Origin of the sequence: Nitrosopumilus zosterae, from assembly GCF_025998175.1 — an archaeon.
Taxonomy (GTDB): Archaea; Thermoproteota; Nitrososphaeria; order Nitrososphaerales; family Nitrosopumilaceae; genus Nitrosopumilus; species Nitrosopumilus zosterae.
Window position 1 is genome coordinate 500,255 of the sequence record NZ_AP026695.1, and the last position, 12,400, is coordinate 512,654.

At 33.0% G+C, this 12,400-nt stretch carries 17 protein-coding genes; 12 read left to right on the plus strand and 5 right to left on the minus strand.

The genetic code is table 11. The annotated features are described in order from the left end of the window. Positions 1 to 170 precede the first annotated feature (170 nt). The 5 genes from OO712_RS02995 (at position 171) to OO712_RS03015 (ending at position 3,861) form a co-directional block, all read left to right on the plus strand. A complete protein-coding gene (locus OO712_RS02995) occupies positions 171 to 1,856 on the plus strand; it encodes a cache domain-containing protein (protein WP_160049207.1) in 1,686 nt (561 codons plus the stop codon). A gap of 209 nt (positions 1,857 to 2,065) precedes the next feature. Further along, positions 2,066 to 2,599, plus strand: coding sequence for a 4Fe-4S dicluster domain-containing protein (locus OO712_RS03000; protein WP_109876897.1), 534 nt, complete (start codon positions 2,066 to 2,068; stop codon positions 2,597 to 2,599). Between the two features lie 467 nt (positions 2,600 to 3,066). Next, entirely contained in the window at positions 3,067 to 3,258 is a 192-nt protein-coding gene (locus tag OO712_RS03005; RefSeq protein WP_263970063.1) for a universal stress protein, read from the plus strand. Positions 3,259 to 3,287: 29 nt separating this feature from the next. Next, positions 3,288 to 3,497: a universal stress protein gene (locus tag OO712_RS03010; RefSeq protein WP_263970062.1), complete on the plus strand. Its 210-nt coding sequence runs from the start codon at positions 3,288 to 3,290 to the stop codon at positions 3,495 to 3,497. 1 nt (position 3,498) lies between these two features. Continuing rightward, entirely contained in the window at positions 3,499 to 3,861 is a 363-nt protein-coding gene (locus OO712_RS03015) for a DUF488 domain-containing protein (protein WP_200829056.1), read from the plus strand. An 88-nt stretch (positions 3,862 to 3,949) separates the two neighbouring features. Here the strand turns inward: OO712_RS03015 and OO712_RS03020 are convergent, their stop codons facing one another. Both OO712_RS03020 and fldA read right to left on the minus strand, forming a co-directional pair. Further along, positions 3,950 to 4,387, minus strand: coding sequence for a hypothetical protein (locus OO712_RS03020; protein ID WP_146195984.1), 438 nt, complete (start codon positions 4,385 to 4,387; stop codon positions 3,950 to 3,952). A 28-nt stretch (positions 4,388 to 4,415) separates the two neighbouring features. Further along, positions 4,416 to 4,940 carry a flavodoxin FldA gene (gene fldA, locus OO712_RS03025; protein WP_109876895.1) on the minus strand — a complete coding sequence of 175 codons (525 nt, stop codon included), beginning with the start codon at positions 4,938 to 4,940 and terminating at the stop codon, positions 4,416 to 4,418. Between the two features lie 157 nt (positions 4,941 to 5,097). Between fldA and OO712_RS03030 the strand changes: the two genes are divergently transcribed. Both OO712_RS03030 and OO712_RS03035 read left to right on the plus strand, forming a co-directional pair. Continuing rightward, complete coding sequence (locus OO712_RS03030; protein WP_109876705.1) at positions 5,098 to 5,316, plus strand: hypothetical protein; 219 nt, start codon at positions 5,098 to 5,100, stop codon at positions 5,314 to 5,316. Between the two features lie 14 nt (positions 5,317 to 5,330). Continuing rightward, a complete protein-coding gene (locus OO712_RS03035) occupies positions 5,331 to 5,876 on the plus strand; it encodes a hemerythrin domain-containing protein (protein WP_109876704.1) in 546 nt (181 codons plus the stop codon). 258 nt (positions 5,877 to 6,134) lie between these two features. Here OO712_RS03035 and OO712_RS03040 read toward each other — a convergent pair whose 3' ends face one another. Further along, positions 6,135 to 6,509 carry a hypothetical protein gene (locus OO712_RS03040; RefSeq protein WP_109876703.1) on the minus strand — a complete coding sequence of 125 codons (375 nt, stop codon included), beginning with the start codon at positions 6,507 to 6,509 and terminating at the stop codon, positions 6,135 to 6,137. Positions 6,510 to 6,872: 363 nt separating this feature from the next. Here OO712_RS03040 and OO712_RS03045 point away from each other — a divergent pair, with 363 nt between their 5' ends. The 5 genes from OO712_RS03045 (at position 6,873) to OO712_RS03065 (ending at position 10,615) form a co-directional block, all read left to right on the plus strand. Next, on the plus strand, positions 6,873 to 8,054 hold the full coding sequence (locus tag OO712_RS03045) for a multicopper oxidase domain-containing protein (RefSeq protein ID WP_225866865.1): 1,182 nt from the start codon (positions 6,873 to 6,875) through the stop codon (positions 8,052 to 8,054). A 216-nt stretch (positions 8,055 to 8,270) separates the two neighbouring features. Then, entirely contained in the window at positions 8,271 to 9,086 is an 816-nt protein-coding gene (locus tag OO712_RS03050; RefSeq protein WP_109876702.1) for an adenylate/guanylate cyclase domain-containing protein, read from the plus strand. Further along, positions 9,087 to 9,473, plus strand: coding sequence for a hypothetical protein (locus tag OO712_RS03055; RefSeq protein ID WP_109876701.1), 387 nt, complete (start codon positions 9,087 to 9,089; stop codon positions 9,471 to 9,473). It abuts the gene before it with no gap. A 243-nt stretch (positions 9,474 to 9,716) separates the two neighbouring features. Next, positions 9,717 to 10,184 carry a universal stress protein gene (locus OO712_RS03060; RefSeq protein ID WP_109876700.1) on the plus strand — a complete coding sequence of 156 codons (468 nt, stop codon included), beginning with the start codon at positions 9,717 to 9,719 and terminating at the stop codon, positions 10,182 to 10,184. Continuing rightward, entirely contained in the window at positions 10,181 to 10,615 is a 435-nt protein-coding gene (locus tag OO712_RS03065; RefSeq protein ID WP_109876699.1) for a universal stress protein, read from the plus strand. Before OO712_RS03060 ends, OO712_RS03065 begins: the two co-directional genes overlap by 4 nt. A 60-nt stretch (positions 10,616 to 10,675) precedes the next feature. Here the strand turns inward: OO712_RS03065 and OO712_RS03070 are convergent, their stop codons facing one another. Both OO712_RS03070 and OO712_RS03075 read right to left on the minus strand, forming a co-directional pair. Beyond that, positions 10,676 to 11,662 carry an inorganic phosphate transporter gene (locus tag OO712_RS03070; protein WP_109876698.1) on the minus strand — a complete coding sequence of 329 codons (987 nt, stop codon included), beginning with the start codon at positions 11,660 to 11,662 and terminating at the stop codon, positions 10,676 to 10,678. A 9-nt stretch (positions 11,663 to 11,671) separates the two neighbouring features. Beyond that, a complete protein-coding gene (locus OO712_RS03075) occupies positions 11,672 to 12,301 on the minus strand; it encodes a DUF47 domain-containing protein (protein ID WP_109876697.1) in 630 nt (209 codons plus the stop codon). Positions 12,302 to 12,400: the final 99 nt, after the last annotated feature.

Genomic DNA, 12,400 nt, shown 5'->3' on the forward strand with positions numbered 1-12,400 from the left:
AGACTGAACAATAATACGAATATCAATGAATTGAGCCGAAAATTCCTCATTTTATAATCTCAAAACGAACTAACTTTTAAGACTCAGAAATGAATTGAAAGTCTTGTAATATGTCACAAAAAACTTTTAGTATAAATCGTAAACTAGTGTTTTTTGTAATAATAGTTTCTGTGGTTGCAATTTTTGCTACCTCTTATCTGAGCTTTAATTCTGCTGAAAAAATCCTTAAAGAAAATACACAAAATTTACTTATTGGAGAAGCATCGTTGAGAGGTGAATCTGTGGAAAATATATTGGAAGAAAGAAAAAAAGACATACAGGTTTTAGCACAGAATCCTGAATTACATCAACTTCTTCAAACGTACGATGAAAATAATTCATCTCTTCTAAATGTTCAAAGACAATCATTTTTAAAAATAATCAATGAATATCAAATCACTATAGGTTATTCCATTAATTTAGAGGATATAAAAATTACAAACAAAGAAGGAACTCTACTTTTTTCATTAATAGATTTGAAATCATCAAATGTTTCTGATATTTTTGAATCAAGAAATTCTGATGCTGTAACAACCCCTAGTGTTGAATTTAAGATTCTAGACAATAATACGAGAAAATTAATTGTAATCCACCCAATTTTTGAACAAAACTCGAAAAATATTTTGGGTTTGTTAATTGCAACAATACGTACCACTGACATAGATGAAATATTACTAAACAGAAGTGGACTTGGAAATACAGGGGAAGTATATCTGGTAAACAAAAACCATACTCTTATTTCAGAATCACGATTTATGGAGAATATTGCATTTAATCAAATGGTAAATACTCTTCCTGTAACGCAATGTTTTGAAAATAATGCCGATGTACATGGTGATACCTATTTTGACTATAGAGGAGAATCTATTTTTGGTGCTTCATACTGTTCTCCAAATTCAGGCTTTGTTTTAATTGCAGAAATTGATGAATCTGAAACATTTGGGCCTGTTACCGCACTTCAAAAAGAAATTTTGATTGTAGGAATAATTGTCACATCAATAATAGGAATAATTGCATTTGTTCTGGGAAATTTGATCTCAAGACCACTAGTAAAATTGATCAATGCAGTTAACCAGGTGTCTGATGGTAACTTTGAAGTCCGTACAAATATTCGAACTAAAGATGAAATTGGGCTCTTATCTCTGGCATTTGACTCTATGACAAAAAAGATGCAAGAGGCGCTAATTTCAATAAAGCAAAGAGATGATGTCATAAAACAACAGGAAGAAGAGTTGTTGAAATTTTCAGATTCTGATAATAGTTATTGTGTGGGTTTTGTAGATATTGTAAATTCTACCAAAATAACATCATCATTATCAGACTCTGATACGGATACATTTTACAGCATATTTCTTAATTCAATTGCGTCTGTCATCACAAAATATGATGGATTGGTCGTAAAAAACATTGGAGATGCGTTATTGTTTTATTTTCCAAGAACAAACCAAACTGAAGATTTGAATGCCTTCAAAAAAGTTCTTGATTGCTGTATTGCGATTGTAGATGAGCATATACAAATTAATCAAAAAATGCTCAAAAACAAATTACCGAAAACAGACTATAGGATTAGCATCACATATGGATCAGTTAGAATTGCTAAAGTGTTTACATCATCAGTAGAAGATATTTTTGGAAGTACAGTAAACAAATGCTCTAAAATCAACAGATTGGCTACAACAAATGGTGTTGTCATAGGTAAAAGTTTGTATGATTTGGTTGCATCTTTTAGTAATGATTTTGATTTTAAAAAAATTGAATCAAAAGAAATGAAAGACAAATATGGATATGAAGCAGTATATTCTGTATCAAAACATTGATTGTGTGTATTTAACAGATTATAATTATTAATGACGTATGATGGAATTTCAAGGATACATCGTCCTACATTTTATTCGGAAATAAAAAAATTATTGCTATTCTAATATCCGTTCGCAACAAGATGTATGACTTCAAATGTTTTTCTAACTACATTTGTTTGCAACGTAAACTCCATATTTTTAAAATATTAAAAACAAATGCAACCATTATGCCAATTGATGAGAGTTTCCCAGAAGGTATGGAACCTATTGGAAAAATAATGCATTCAGATGGTGAAAATTTTCATTGGTTTTGGGGGCCTGGTAAGTTAAAAGAAGCCTCAACACATTCTAAGACTGTCAAGGATTTTGCAAAACGGGGCGAAAAAATTGAACCTTTAGGAGTCAGCTGCACTATGGTTGCAGTTTACTGGGATTCATGCTATGCTGATGGAGCATGCATCGAGGCGTGCCCTGTACAGGTATTCCAATGGTACAGAACAGAAAAAGATATTCCAGCTAAAAGTGTAATCGGTGAGACATTTGATGGGACAGGCGAGAATTCAGACAAAGAGGGAAGAAAAGACTACACAGACAAGTCTGATCCAATTAGAGAACATGACTGCATTTGGTGTATGATATGTGTGTCTGTTTGTCCCCCTCAGGCAATCAAGGTAGACCAATCAAACCATGAATTTCATGAAAAAGCTGCTGGTAGTTATCAGAAATTGGGTTCTGGTCAACCAAATCCACATGTCCATTAATAAGAAAAAAATCTGTCCACTACACAAGGATGTAATTCTCATACATACTGAAACACGCGAAGGACTAAAAGCAGATTATTGTTGGAAGTGTCAGAGAGTATTTGGAGAAAAGATATGATTACTCTTTTATTTTTCATTTTATTTACTATCGCAACAGGTTAAATTTTTGGTAATACTGGAATTTTTTGACATGCATTCAATATTTAATTAAAAAGAAAATTAAGATATGACATTTATTTGTAAATTATTACTATTGTTCGCCAATTGTACTGTGATTTTATAAAATAATTTAATGTATCAATTGTAGGTGGAGTTGTGTGAATTAAAACATTGAAATTATTAAAAATAAGAATATTTTTTACCTTTTTCATATTTTAACCCATATTAAAAGAAATTATTTTTTTATTTTACATGTATTAACAATGTTACACAACCTATAATATCTAAAAATGTTCTTAATATAATATATGATTTTTACAAATATTCTAATTGCATACGACATGTCATCGTTTTCTAATCGAGCATTTAAAATAGCGTTAGAAATTGCAAAAACAAATGGTTCCAAAATAACTTTATTGACAATCATTCCAGGAGAATATTCTGCAATAATGGGTTATTCTAAAATCAATCCACAGACGATTCAAAAACAAAAAAAATAGTGAGGCAACACACACATAAACTTGAAACCGTGGCTAAAAAATCAAATGTGCCAATATCTGTTAAAATTAAACAAGGCACCTCGATAGTAACGGAGATAATCAACATAGCAAAATCTTCGAGAACAGACCTTGTTGTATTGGGTTCTCATGGAAGAACAGGCGTAAAAAGAATGATTCTTGGGAGTGTTGCAAATGGCGTTGTACAAAAATCAAAATGCCCAGTGTTAATAGTGAAATAAATTGGCAAAAGTAATGATTAAAATTAAAAGAATTTATGAAGATTATTCAAAAACTGATGGGTATAGAATATTGGTGGATAGGCTGTGGCCTCGAGGAATTACAAAAGAGCGTGCCAAAATTGATTTATGGATAAAAGAAATCACTCCAAGCAACGATTTACGGAAATGGTATCACGATAACATAGAAAAAAGAGAGCAATTCCAGAAAAAATACCTTGTCGAAATTGAGAAAAATTCCGACTCGTTTAATGAAATTAAAAAAATAATTAATGATAAAAAAACCGTTACTCTTCTTTCTGCATCAAAAGATCCTAAACCTATTCATGCTATCGTTTTACAAAAAACATTAACATACAAATCGTAATTTCATCTTTACTGTGATTTTTATCCCTTATTTAGCATCTGAATCACAGTAATATGGAATTAAAAAAAACTATTAATTAAAAACCAGTTCAGTTCTTTTTTGAATTTATGATTTTTTGATCGATAAAATCTACAAACTCATCTCTGAATTTTTGAGAATTATCATAAAACCAAGACTTGTGAAGATCTCCTTCTATCTTGATTATGTTGTACCACGTACGTGGAATCTTTTTGTAACGATCATATACTGTTGCAACCATGTTAATTGACATAAATGCATACGATTCATATCCGTATAGTCTTGAACCATCAAAAGATTTTTTGTAGTTGTTTGTTTTATGCGGATCTCTGAAATCTGGATGGTCTACACCTACCTTCATTAATTGTGTGTATGTGTTGTCCAATGAACTGTAAAGGCGAACATCTTCTGATTTTTTTGCTGTATATATGGAAATAACAATAGCAGTTATAGAAATTATTAACGGAACAAGTATTACAACAATATCTGGCGTGTTTTCAAGAAGCATATTTTCCATCAATCAAAAATATCTATAATTATAATCCCATTTCAGATTTTAGTTGAGTACACCATAGTTTGACTCTTTCTTCAGTCTGATCTGATTCGCCGTCTTCATCAACAGGCAGCCCACAAAACTTTCCATCAATGATACTTTTTGAACCCGTGAAGGTGTATCCGTCTGTACTTACATATCCAACCATTTTTGCACCAGCTTTTTCAAAATACCTGTGCAACTCCTCCATTGCATCAACAAAATTATCTGCATAACCTGCAGCGTCACCCGTGCCACATATTGCGACGGGTTTACCCCTAAGGTCTAAATTCCCAATTTTTTCTAACAGTTCATCCCAAGCAGTACCTGATCTATTTTCCTCCTCACCAGTATTCCATGTAGGAATGGCACAGATGAGACCATCCATTTCTAGGAATTGACTTATGTCTCCTCTAACTTCAGAAACATCTTTGGGATCTGCAGATAAATCACCTAATTCATTTTTTATCTTGGCACATACCATTTCAGTCTTGCCAGTTTGTGAGCCAAAGTAAATTCCAATAGTCATGTAACTCATCCTCTTTCATGATATTTAATTCAGATGTTTTTCAAAGAGAGTAAACTAAAAGACTGATTTTACCACTCTCATTCAATGTCTATTTTTTCATTTTCAGTGCTGATAAGCATGATGCTCCTTTAATTCATATAAAAAATATTGTAAATCAATGAATAAAGATGAATTGGAATCAAAATGTAAGGGAAGTTCTCTAACTTCAGAAGACATACAACAAATATTTCAAAATCAAGAAGATGCTACAAAATATAGACAATTAAAAGAAAAAATGAAGCAAGTTGAAGATGAATCATATCTATTAGACCGATTAGATGCATGTGATACATCAGGAGCTGTTGAAGTTCTCAAAGAATTTTTATCTGACAAATAGTTTGGTGATACAAAATGAGTGCAACTAATCAACTACGTACAGATCATGATCAGGTGAAACGTTTGGAAAAAATAGTCTTCAAATGCTCTGAGGAATTAAAAAAAGGTACAGATATTCCATTTTTGGATTTATCTAAAATTATGATTGTAATTTCTGAGTTTATTGACACCATTCATCATTCTCGAGAAGAAGATTCCTATTTCCCATGTGTGTCAAATCATGACTCTCTAAAAGATGAGATTCATCGATTTCTAGTTGAGCATGAATTTGGAAGAAATGTCGCACGTTTAATATCCCGTCATCTAAAATTGTGGAAAGAAGGATCTGATGAAAGAGAACCTGTTTCAAGATATCTTAATGCATACGGTGTGTTTCTAAAAGATCATTTGCACAAAGAAAACAAATTTTTTGATACTGCTGAGGCTACTGTTCTGACAAAGGAAGAAGAGACTAACATGTACGAGGAATACAAATCAGTGTTTGCAATAGTAAAAAAAGTCGAAGATATGATTAAAGAAATTGACTATTTGGAATCTAGACCTTGGAATCTGTCAAAATAGTTCAAACAATCTGAAATCCTGATGTTCTAATGTACAAATCCATCTAAAATTATGTTGAATGTGCCTATTTGACTGTCCTATTTAATTCAAAATACTTTTTCAATCAGGATGAAGTAAAAGATGATCCAAGTCATACTGCTAAAATGATGACGAATAGGATCTATTTTTCTAATTCGAGACTATTTTTATTCCTGAAATGATCTGCAAATCTAATTTGTTATATCTGAACTTTCATTAGTTAAAACATATTTTGAGTGATTATTTCAAACGCTTGTAAATTTCTTTAAACTCTGCTGATAGATTGTATGAAATATTCAATATGTGAGTTAACTGATTCATCGATGTCATATTATTTCCAACCTGCCTTAGAATGGTCAGAGCTTTCTGTGGTGAAGTTGTAGATGGTTGCACTTTACCATTCCATGTTTTAAAAGAATTCTCTACATCTAAACAGAAATTCAAAATAAATTCCTTCCAGTTTGGCATTTCGCTTAATTTCTTTTTTCCAAGAAATACTTGTGACAATTCACGAAATTCATTTTTTCTATCCATGTATAGTAATTCTAACGATTCATGAATTTTTTCTTCAGTGTATTGAGATGTATTGAGCATATACATTCCTTGGATACTCATAACTCTACAACCTTTAAATCTTTGAGTAACTTGTTCTCTAAACTATACCTTTTCTTGTGATAAATTCTGTTTTTTGCCCTCACTCGTAATTTTGTGTTGCAACAAGAGCATCGAATTAGCTTTGTTTGAATAAATCTGGAACATGTAGTACACCATTTTAACCCATTTTGGTATTTCAAACCTCCTTCGAATCTTTTTGTTATAAAATTAATACAATATTCTTTACATCTTGGTGCCAATAGAAGAATAGATTATTTCTATTAGATAAGATCAGCGTATACTGTCGTTTGCAAATGACTGCAGAATAAACTTCTTAGTTAATATCATCATAGTAACATTTCTTTTGTGGACAGAACTATTGTAATGCTTGTAGGAGTTATCTCTCTTGGAGTAACTCTTGGAATTTTTTTCCTAGATGCAGAATTACCTTTACAGTCCTTTGCAGATAAAAACTCTGTCCACAATTCCCCCATAACACGTACCTATACTGTGATTGCTGAGGATACGACACTTGAGATTGCACCTGGAACTAGAGTTGAAGCTTGGACTTACAATGGAACCATTCCTGGTCCAACATTGAGGGCAACTGAGGGTGATCGAGTAATTATTAATTTCATCAATAATGGAAAACTTCCACATACGATGCATTTTCACGGAGATCATAATGAAAAAAACGATGGAGTTTTCCAAGAAGTTCTTCCAGGTGAATCCTATACATATGATTTCACTGCAGAACCTGCAGGATTATTCATGTATCATTGTCATGTAATGCCTGTATCTGAACATATTAGAAATGGATTGTATGGTGCTTTCATTGTAGATCCAAAAGAAGGATTAGAGCCTGCTAGAGAATACGTTCTTGTAAAGGGTGAATATGATTTGGAAGACCAAGAGACTTGGACTCCTGATTATGTTTTCTTTAACGGATATGCTGATCAATACTGGAATAACCCATTACCTGTAAAGACTGGAGAAAAAGTAAGATTGTATTATGTTGACATGGGTGCAATTGCTGCATTTGGATTTCACATTCATGGAACAATATTTGATACTATAATATCTGGAATTTGGGAAAATGAACCTATCAAAACACAAACTTGGGAAGTAAGTCCCGGAAATGCAGCTATCTTCGAGGCAACATGGAAAGAACCGGGAAGGTATCTTTTCCATTTGCATGGAGTTCCAGAAGAAAAGGGAACTATGGCTTACTTTGATGTAAGGGATGCTTCCTCTGATGCAGTCGACGGAGTAGATGTGGCAAGAACAAAATCTGTTGACATGTGGGAATGGCAAAAGCAGATTGCGATTAATTTACAACAACCAGATACGAATGGCAAAATTACAAAAACATCTGATTCATCACTTGATGATATTTTCGGAGAACCTGTGAATATCTGCTTTAAGATTAACCAGTATGCATTACCAAATACTGTAGTTATGGATGATTCTGTATATCGAAAAGCCAAAGATTTACAATTCAAATTTACAAAATTGGATCAAAGTTTGATCAAAGACTTGGAATATACTGTGTTTATTCTATCATGATCTCCTATTTTTCTCAAATAACCCTCGTTTCAACGGTCTTATTTATTTCAAAACACCTTTCATGCTAGTCTATCGCTCATTCTATAATCATATAACATGTAAAGAAGATTTCTTGTCTTTGAAATTCAATTAAAAGTGAAGAAACTGAAAAGATGCAAGTCTTATCTTGATATCTTCATCTAACAACTTAAACTAGTGTGCATCACAAGTATCTTGTTGGAAAACAATGCAAAAGATATTGCAAAAATAGGAATTAAGAATTTACTGTCGCCAAAAACGCCCAGTATAGTTGACATGTTACTGGGGCGCGGTACAGAAAAAGTTGTGGATTCTGAGACCTTGGTTGAAGAAATACAAGACAGGGTACACAAATCACTAAACCAGGAGTTTCTTTATTCTGCGGTAACCGAAGAATCAGAAATGTTTCTTAGAGAAAGAGTGTTGCAGAGTATGAATATGGCAGTTTTGTTTGTAGATTTGGTAGGGTCCACCTCCATGATCTTAAATTTACCGAAAGAAAAACTTGCTACTATTTTTACTACCTTTGCTCAAGAGATGGCCTATGTGATAAAACGCCATGATGGATTTGTATTGAAATTTGTTGGTGATGCTGTGATTGGATATTTTGTTGCAGAAGAACTGTCTACATCTGTTGCAAGCAGAGCGGTTTCTTGTGCAGAATCAATGTTGAAAATTATCAAAGTTGGAATAAATCCAATTTTAAAAAGTAACAATCTTCCGGAATTAAAGATAAAGATCGGCATAGATTATGGCGAAAACACAATTGTACGATATGGGGATGATTTGCAAGAGGCACACGTGGATATTTTGGGACCGTCTGTTAGCATGGCAGCTAAAATTCAAAATTTAGCCCAGTCTGATCAAATAATGGTTGGCGGTGACGTATATGCAAAACTTCATGGCTCTATTCAAGAATATTTTGTTAATTTAGATTTGGAAAAATCCAATTGGGATTACAAGTCTGCAAAAACCAAAAAAGTTTATCCAGTATATGCCTATGTTGGAAAATAAATGATATTCCCGCTATTGTTTAAGAAAGGACTAAGTTTTGTCACGTTTACATTAATTCTGATTTTTTTCTTTGGTTTAGTGAACATTGAGCATTCTGCTTTGGGAATTTCTAAACCCATGTTTGCAATTACTGAGCAAACAATAATGATATTTGATATTATTTTCTGGGCGATAGTGTGCCTACTTACTGTCGAATTAGTAGTGGCATATCTTGAGATACGAAATGCTAAACATTTCGTAAAAAAATACTGGCTTGAAATAATCATGCTTGTTCTGATGCCAATATTTGTAGGATTTAAAATACTAAAAATAACAATAAAAATCATAAAGCAAATCAAAATTATGAAGACAGGATTTAAACTCTTTAAAAAAATAAAAAAATCCTAGAAATAACAAAGTGATTAGTACAATAATCGAACCTAAGCACACGAAAAAGAAACAGTATCTAGAAAATACCTACGGGTTCATTTGGTAATTCTTTTAATTCAAAAACTTTTACCGCTGAAATTACAACATATGGCATACTCTATGAGAAATAATTTAAGTGATTTTTTCATTTACAATGTTTGTCCAACAAAAATTCTATCAACATCTTAATAGTTTATTTACCAAGTTGTTTAAAAACAGATAATGTACAAAACTATTCTCTTGCCTCATGCAGGAACTCCGGCAGGAGATGAGGCATTGAAGCATGCCATTTATGTGTCTGGAAAATCATCCCGGATTATTATTTTACATATTGTAGAAGCCGTACAGTATCCGCCCTCATTTGCGTTATCTTCATCCGAACGAAACAGTCTGCTAAAATCCATTGACGAGGTAAATGAAGAAATGAGACAAGACATGGAAAAAAAGATGGAAAAATACATTCAGCAATGCAAAGAGAATAACATCAAATCCAAAGTTCAAGTAGTTATTGGGGATGCATCTGAAATAATTTTGGATACTATTGAAAAAGAAAAAGTGGATCTAATTGTCATGTCAAAACGAAGAAAGCTCAAAGGGGTCAAAAAACTACTCTCATTAGGCAGTGTTTCAAGAAAGATTGTGGAAAATACATCTTGTCCTATTTTATTAATCGATGTTGAGAATAAATGAATGCTCTTTTTGAACATATTTTAGTTCCGTATAATGGAAACTTAGATAGCGAAAAAGCATTTAGAAAAGCAATGTCTCTGGCAATATCTATTGGTGCAAAGATTACAATCCTTACTTGTTTGGAAGAACGACATACATTTGGATTTAAGACAAAAACAAGCAAACAAGAGTTTGAAAAAGAAAGTAAACTGGTTGAATTACAACATCAAAAATTAAAAAAATTGGCCAAAGAACACGATGTTTCTTGTGATTCTAAAATTGTCAAAAATGGATTAGCGTCCATTAAAATCCTTGAATTTGCCGATAAGCACAATGTAGGTTTGATAGTGATGACAAAAACAAAACTTGCTTCTCATTATGAAAAACAACATTATCATAGTACAGTTGAAAATGTTTTTAGAAATACATCTTGTCCAATTTTGATTCTCTAGTTCTGTCAAAACACCCAAGGTGAATATGTGGAAAATTATTGATGATTAAAGAATATGTCTTCAAACAAACAACTGAATCAAATAAGTGACCCCCATTCCCATCAATGCACTACCTGGGATTGTAATTATCCATGAAAATACAATCTGCCTGCTGACTTTCCATCGTACCGCCCGTTTTCTACGTGCTGCTCCTGAACCCATAATTGTTCCAGTGATTGCATGTGTTGTACTGGCTGGAATTCCTAATACTGCAAAGATTGCCAGCATTAATCCTCCACTGGTCTCTGCTGCAAATCCTTGATATGGTTTGAGTTTTGTGATCTTCACACCTAAAGTTTTGATTACTTTGTATCCTCCAAAGAAAGTTCCAAGACCCATCGCTGTTGCAGCAGCCAAGATTACCCATAATGGCATCTCAAGTTCAGGAATCATTCCTGCAGAAAATAGGATTAGCACAATGATTCCCATTGTTTTTTGTCCGTCATTGGCCCCGTGAGTTAAAGCAAACCATGCTGAAGAAACAATTTGTAATTTGCCAAATGTTTTGTTTACTGGTCCGGGTTTGTAGCCTGCAAATACTGTGATAATCAATGTGGTAACTAAAAGACCGAAAATCATTCCACCAACAGGTGAAATGACAATTCCTGCAAAAATTTTAGTCAAACCGCCATAAACCAATTTTTCAAATCCTAATCCTGCAATACCTGCACCCATTATGCCTCCTACCAAAGAGTGGCTATTTGAAATTGGCAATCCGAAATAAGTGCAAAGAGTACTCCAACCAATTGCTCCTGCCAACCCTCCTATGATCATGTAAACTGTAATGTCATCAGGACTGACAATTCCTTTTGCAATGGTTGTTGCAACAGCCACTCCAAAAATAAAAGGTCCAATAAAATTCATTGCTGCCGACAATCCTACTGCATGAATTGGTTTTAGCACACGTGTTCCAATTACCGTGGCAACGGAATTTGCAGAATCGTTGAATCCATTAACAAAATCAAAGATTAATGCAACTATGATTGCACCAATTGCTATTTCTATCATTTGATCATCTCATGTGTATTTTAGGACAATATCTTCTATGACATCTGCAACATCTACACATCTGTCTGATGCAGTTTCCATTGTTTCGTAGATGTCCTTTAGTTTGATGATTTTGATTGCATCATTTGTTTCAAATAGCTCTTTGATGGCCTCTCTATACAAATCATCTACAGTATGCTCAATATCACTGGTGTTTCTACAATGTTCAATCATGTCTTTTGGATTTTTTATGCGCTGTAGCTTTGAAATCATATACTCTACTTCTTTTGTGGCCTTTACAAGCTCATGAGCCATCTCTGCGGTATATGGTGGAGGGGTAGTTATTTGATAACTGTAAACTCTAGCTGCAATTCCATCCATGAAATCAATCACATCATCTATTTTAGATGCAATTCTTTGCATGTCTTCACGATCCAATGGTGTGATGAATGTCTTGTTTAGTTCCGAAAAAATGTCTCTTGTCAAAACATCTGCCTCTGTTTCTAATTGATGAATTTTTTTTGCTTGCTCTTTGTTACTTAGATCGTTGAATAAAACAACCACTGCTTCAGAGGTTTCAACAGCTTTTTTTGCTAAATCATCCAGTATCTTTAGGAGTTCTTTTTCATTGGATTTTATCCATGATAACCATTGGCCCATAAATTATCCCCGGAATTACGTAATTAAAAACTAGCCTATGATATCTATATAGAATATTGATCATATTGGGAATGCTCGTTTCACAGATCTCATTTAATT

Bases quoted from the DNA above. Each gene is read 5' to 3' on its own strand.
- OO712_RS03045 (WP_225866865.1), top strand. From the start codon at position 6,873: ATGCTTGTAGGAGTTATCTCTCTTGGAGTAACTCTTGGAATTTTTTTC.
- OO712_RS03070 (WP_109876698.1), bottom strand. From the start codon at position 11,662: ATGATAGAAATAGCAATTGGTGCAATCATAGTTGCATTAATCTTTGAT.
- OO712_RS03030 (WP_109876705.1), top strand. From the start codon at position 5,098: ATGAATAAAGATGAATTGGAATCAAAATGTAAGGGAAGTTCTCTAACT.
- OO712_RS03020 (WP_146195984.1), bottom strand. From the start codon at position 4,387: ATGCTTCTTGAAAACACGCCAGATATTGTTGTAATACTTGTTCCGTTA.
- OO712_RS03035 (WP_109876704.1), top strand. From the start codon at position 5,331: ATGAGTGCAACTAATCAACTACGTACAGATCATGATCAGGTGAAACGT.
- fldA (WP_109876895.1), bottom strand. From the start codon at position 4,940: ATGACTATTGGAATTTACTTTGGCTCACAAACTGGCAAGACTGAAATG.
- OO712_RS03055 (WP_109876701.1), top strand. From the start codon at position 9,087: ATGATATTCCCGCTATTGTTTAAGAAAGGACTAAGTTTTGTCACGTTT.
- OO712_RS03000 (WP_109876897.1), top strand. From the start codon at position 2,066: ATGCCAATTGATGAGAGTTTCCCAGAAGGTATGGAACCTATTGGAAAA.
- OO712_RS03005 (WP_263970063.1), top strand. From the start codon at position 3,067: ATGATTTTTACAAATATTCTAATTGCATACGACATGTCATCGTTTTCT.
- OO712_RS03065 (WP_109876699.1), top strand. From the start codon at position 10,181: ATGAATGCTCTTTTTGAACATATTTTAGTTCCGTATAATGGAAACTTA.
- OO712_RS03075 (WP_109876697.1), bottom strand. From the start codon at position 12,301: ATGGGCCAATGGTTATCATGGATAAAATCCAATGAAAAAGAACTCCTA.
- OO712_RS03040 (WP_109876703.1), bottom strand. From the start codon at position 6,509: ATGAGTATCCAAGGAATGTATATGCTCAATACATCTCAATACACTGAA.
- OO712_RS03060 (WP_109876700.1), top strand. From the start codon at position 9,717: ATGTACAAAACTATTCTCTTGCCTCATGCAGGAACTCCGGCAGGAGAT.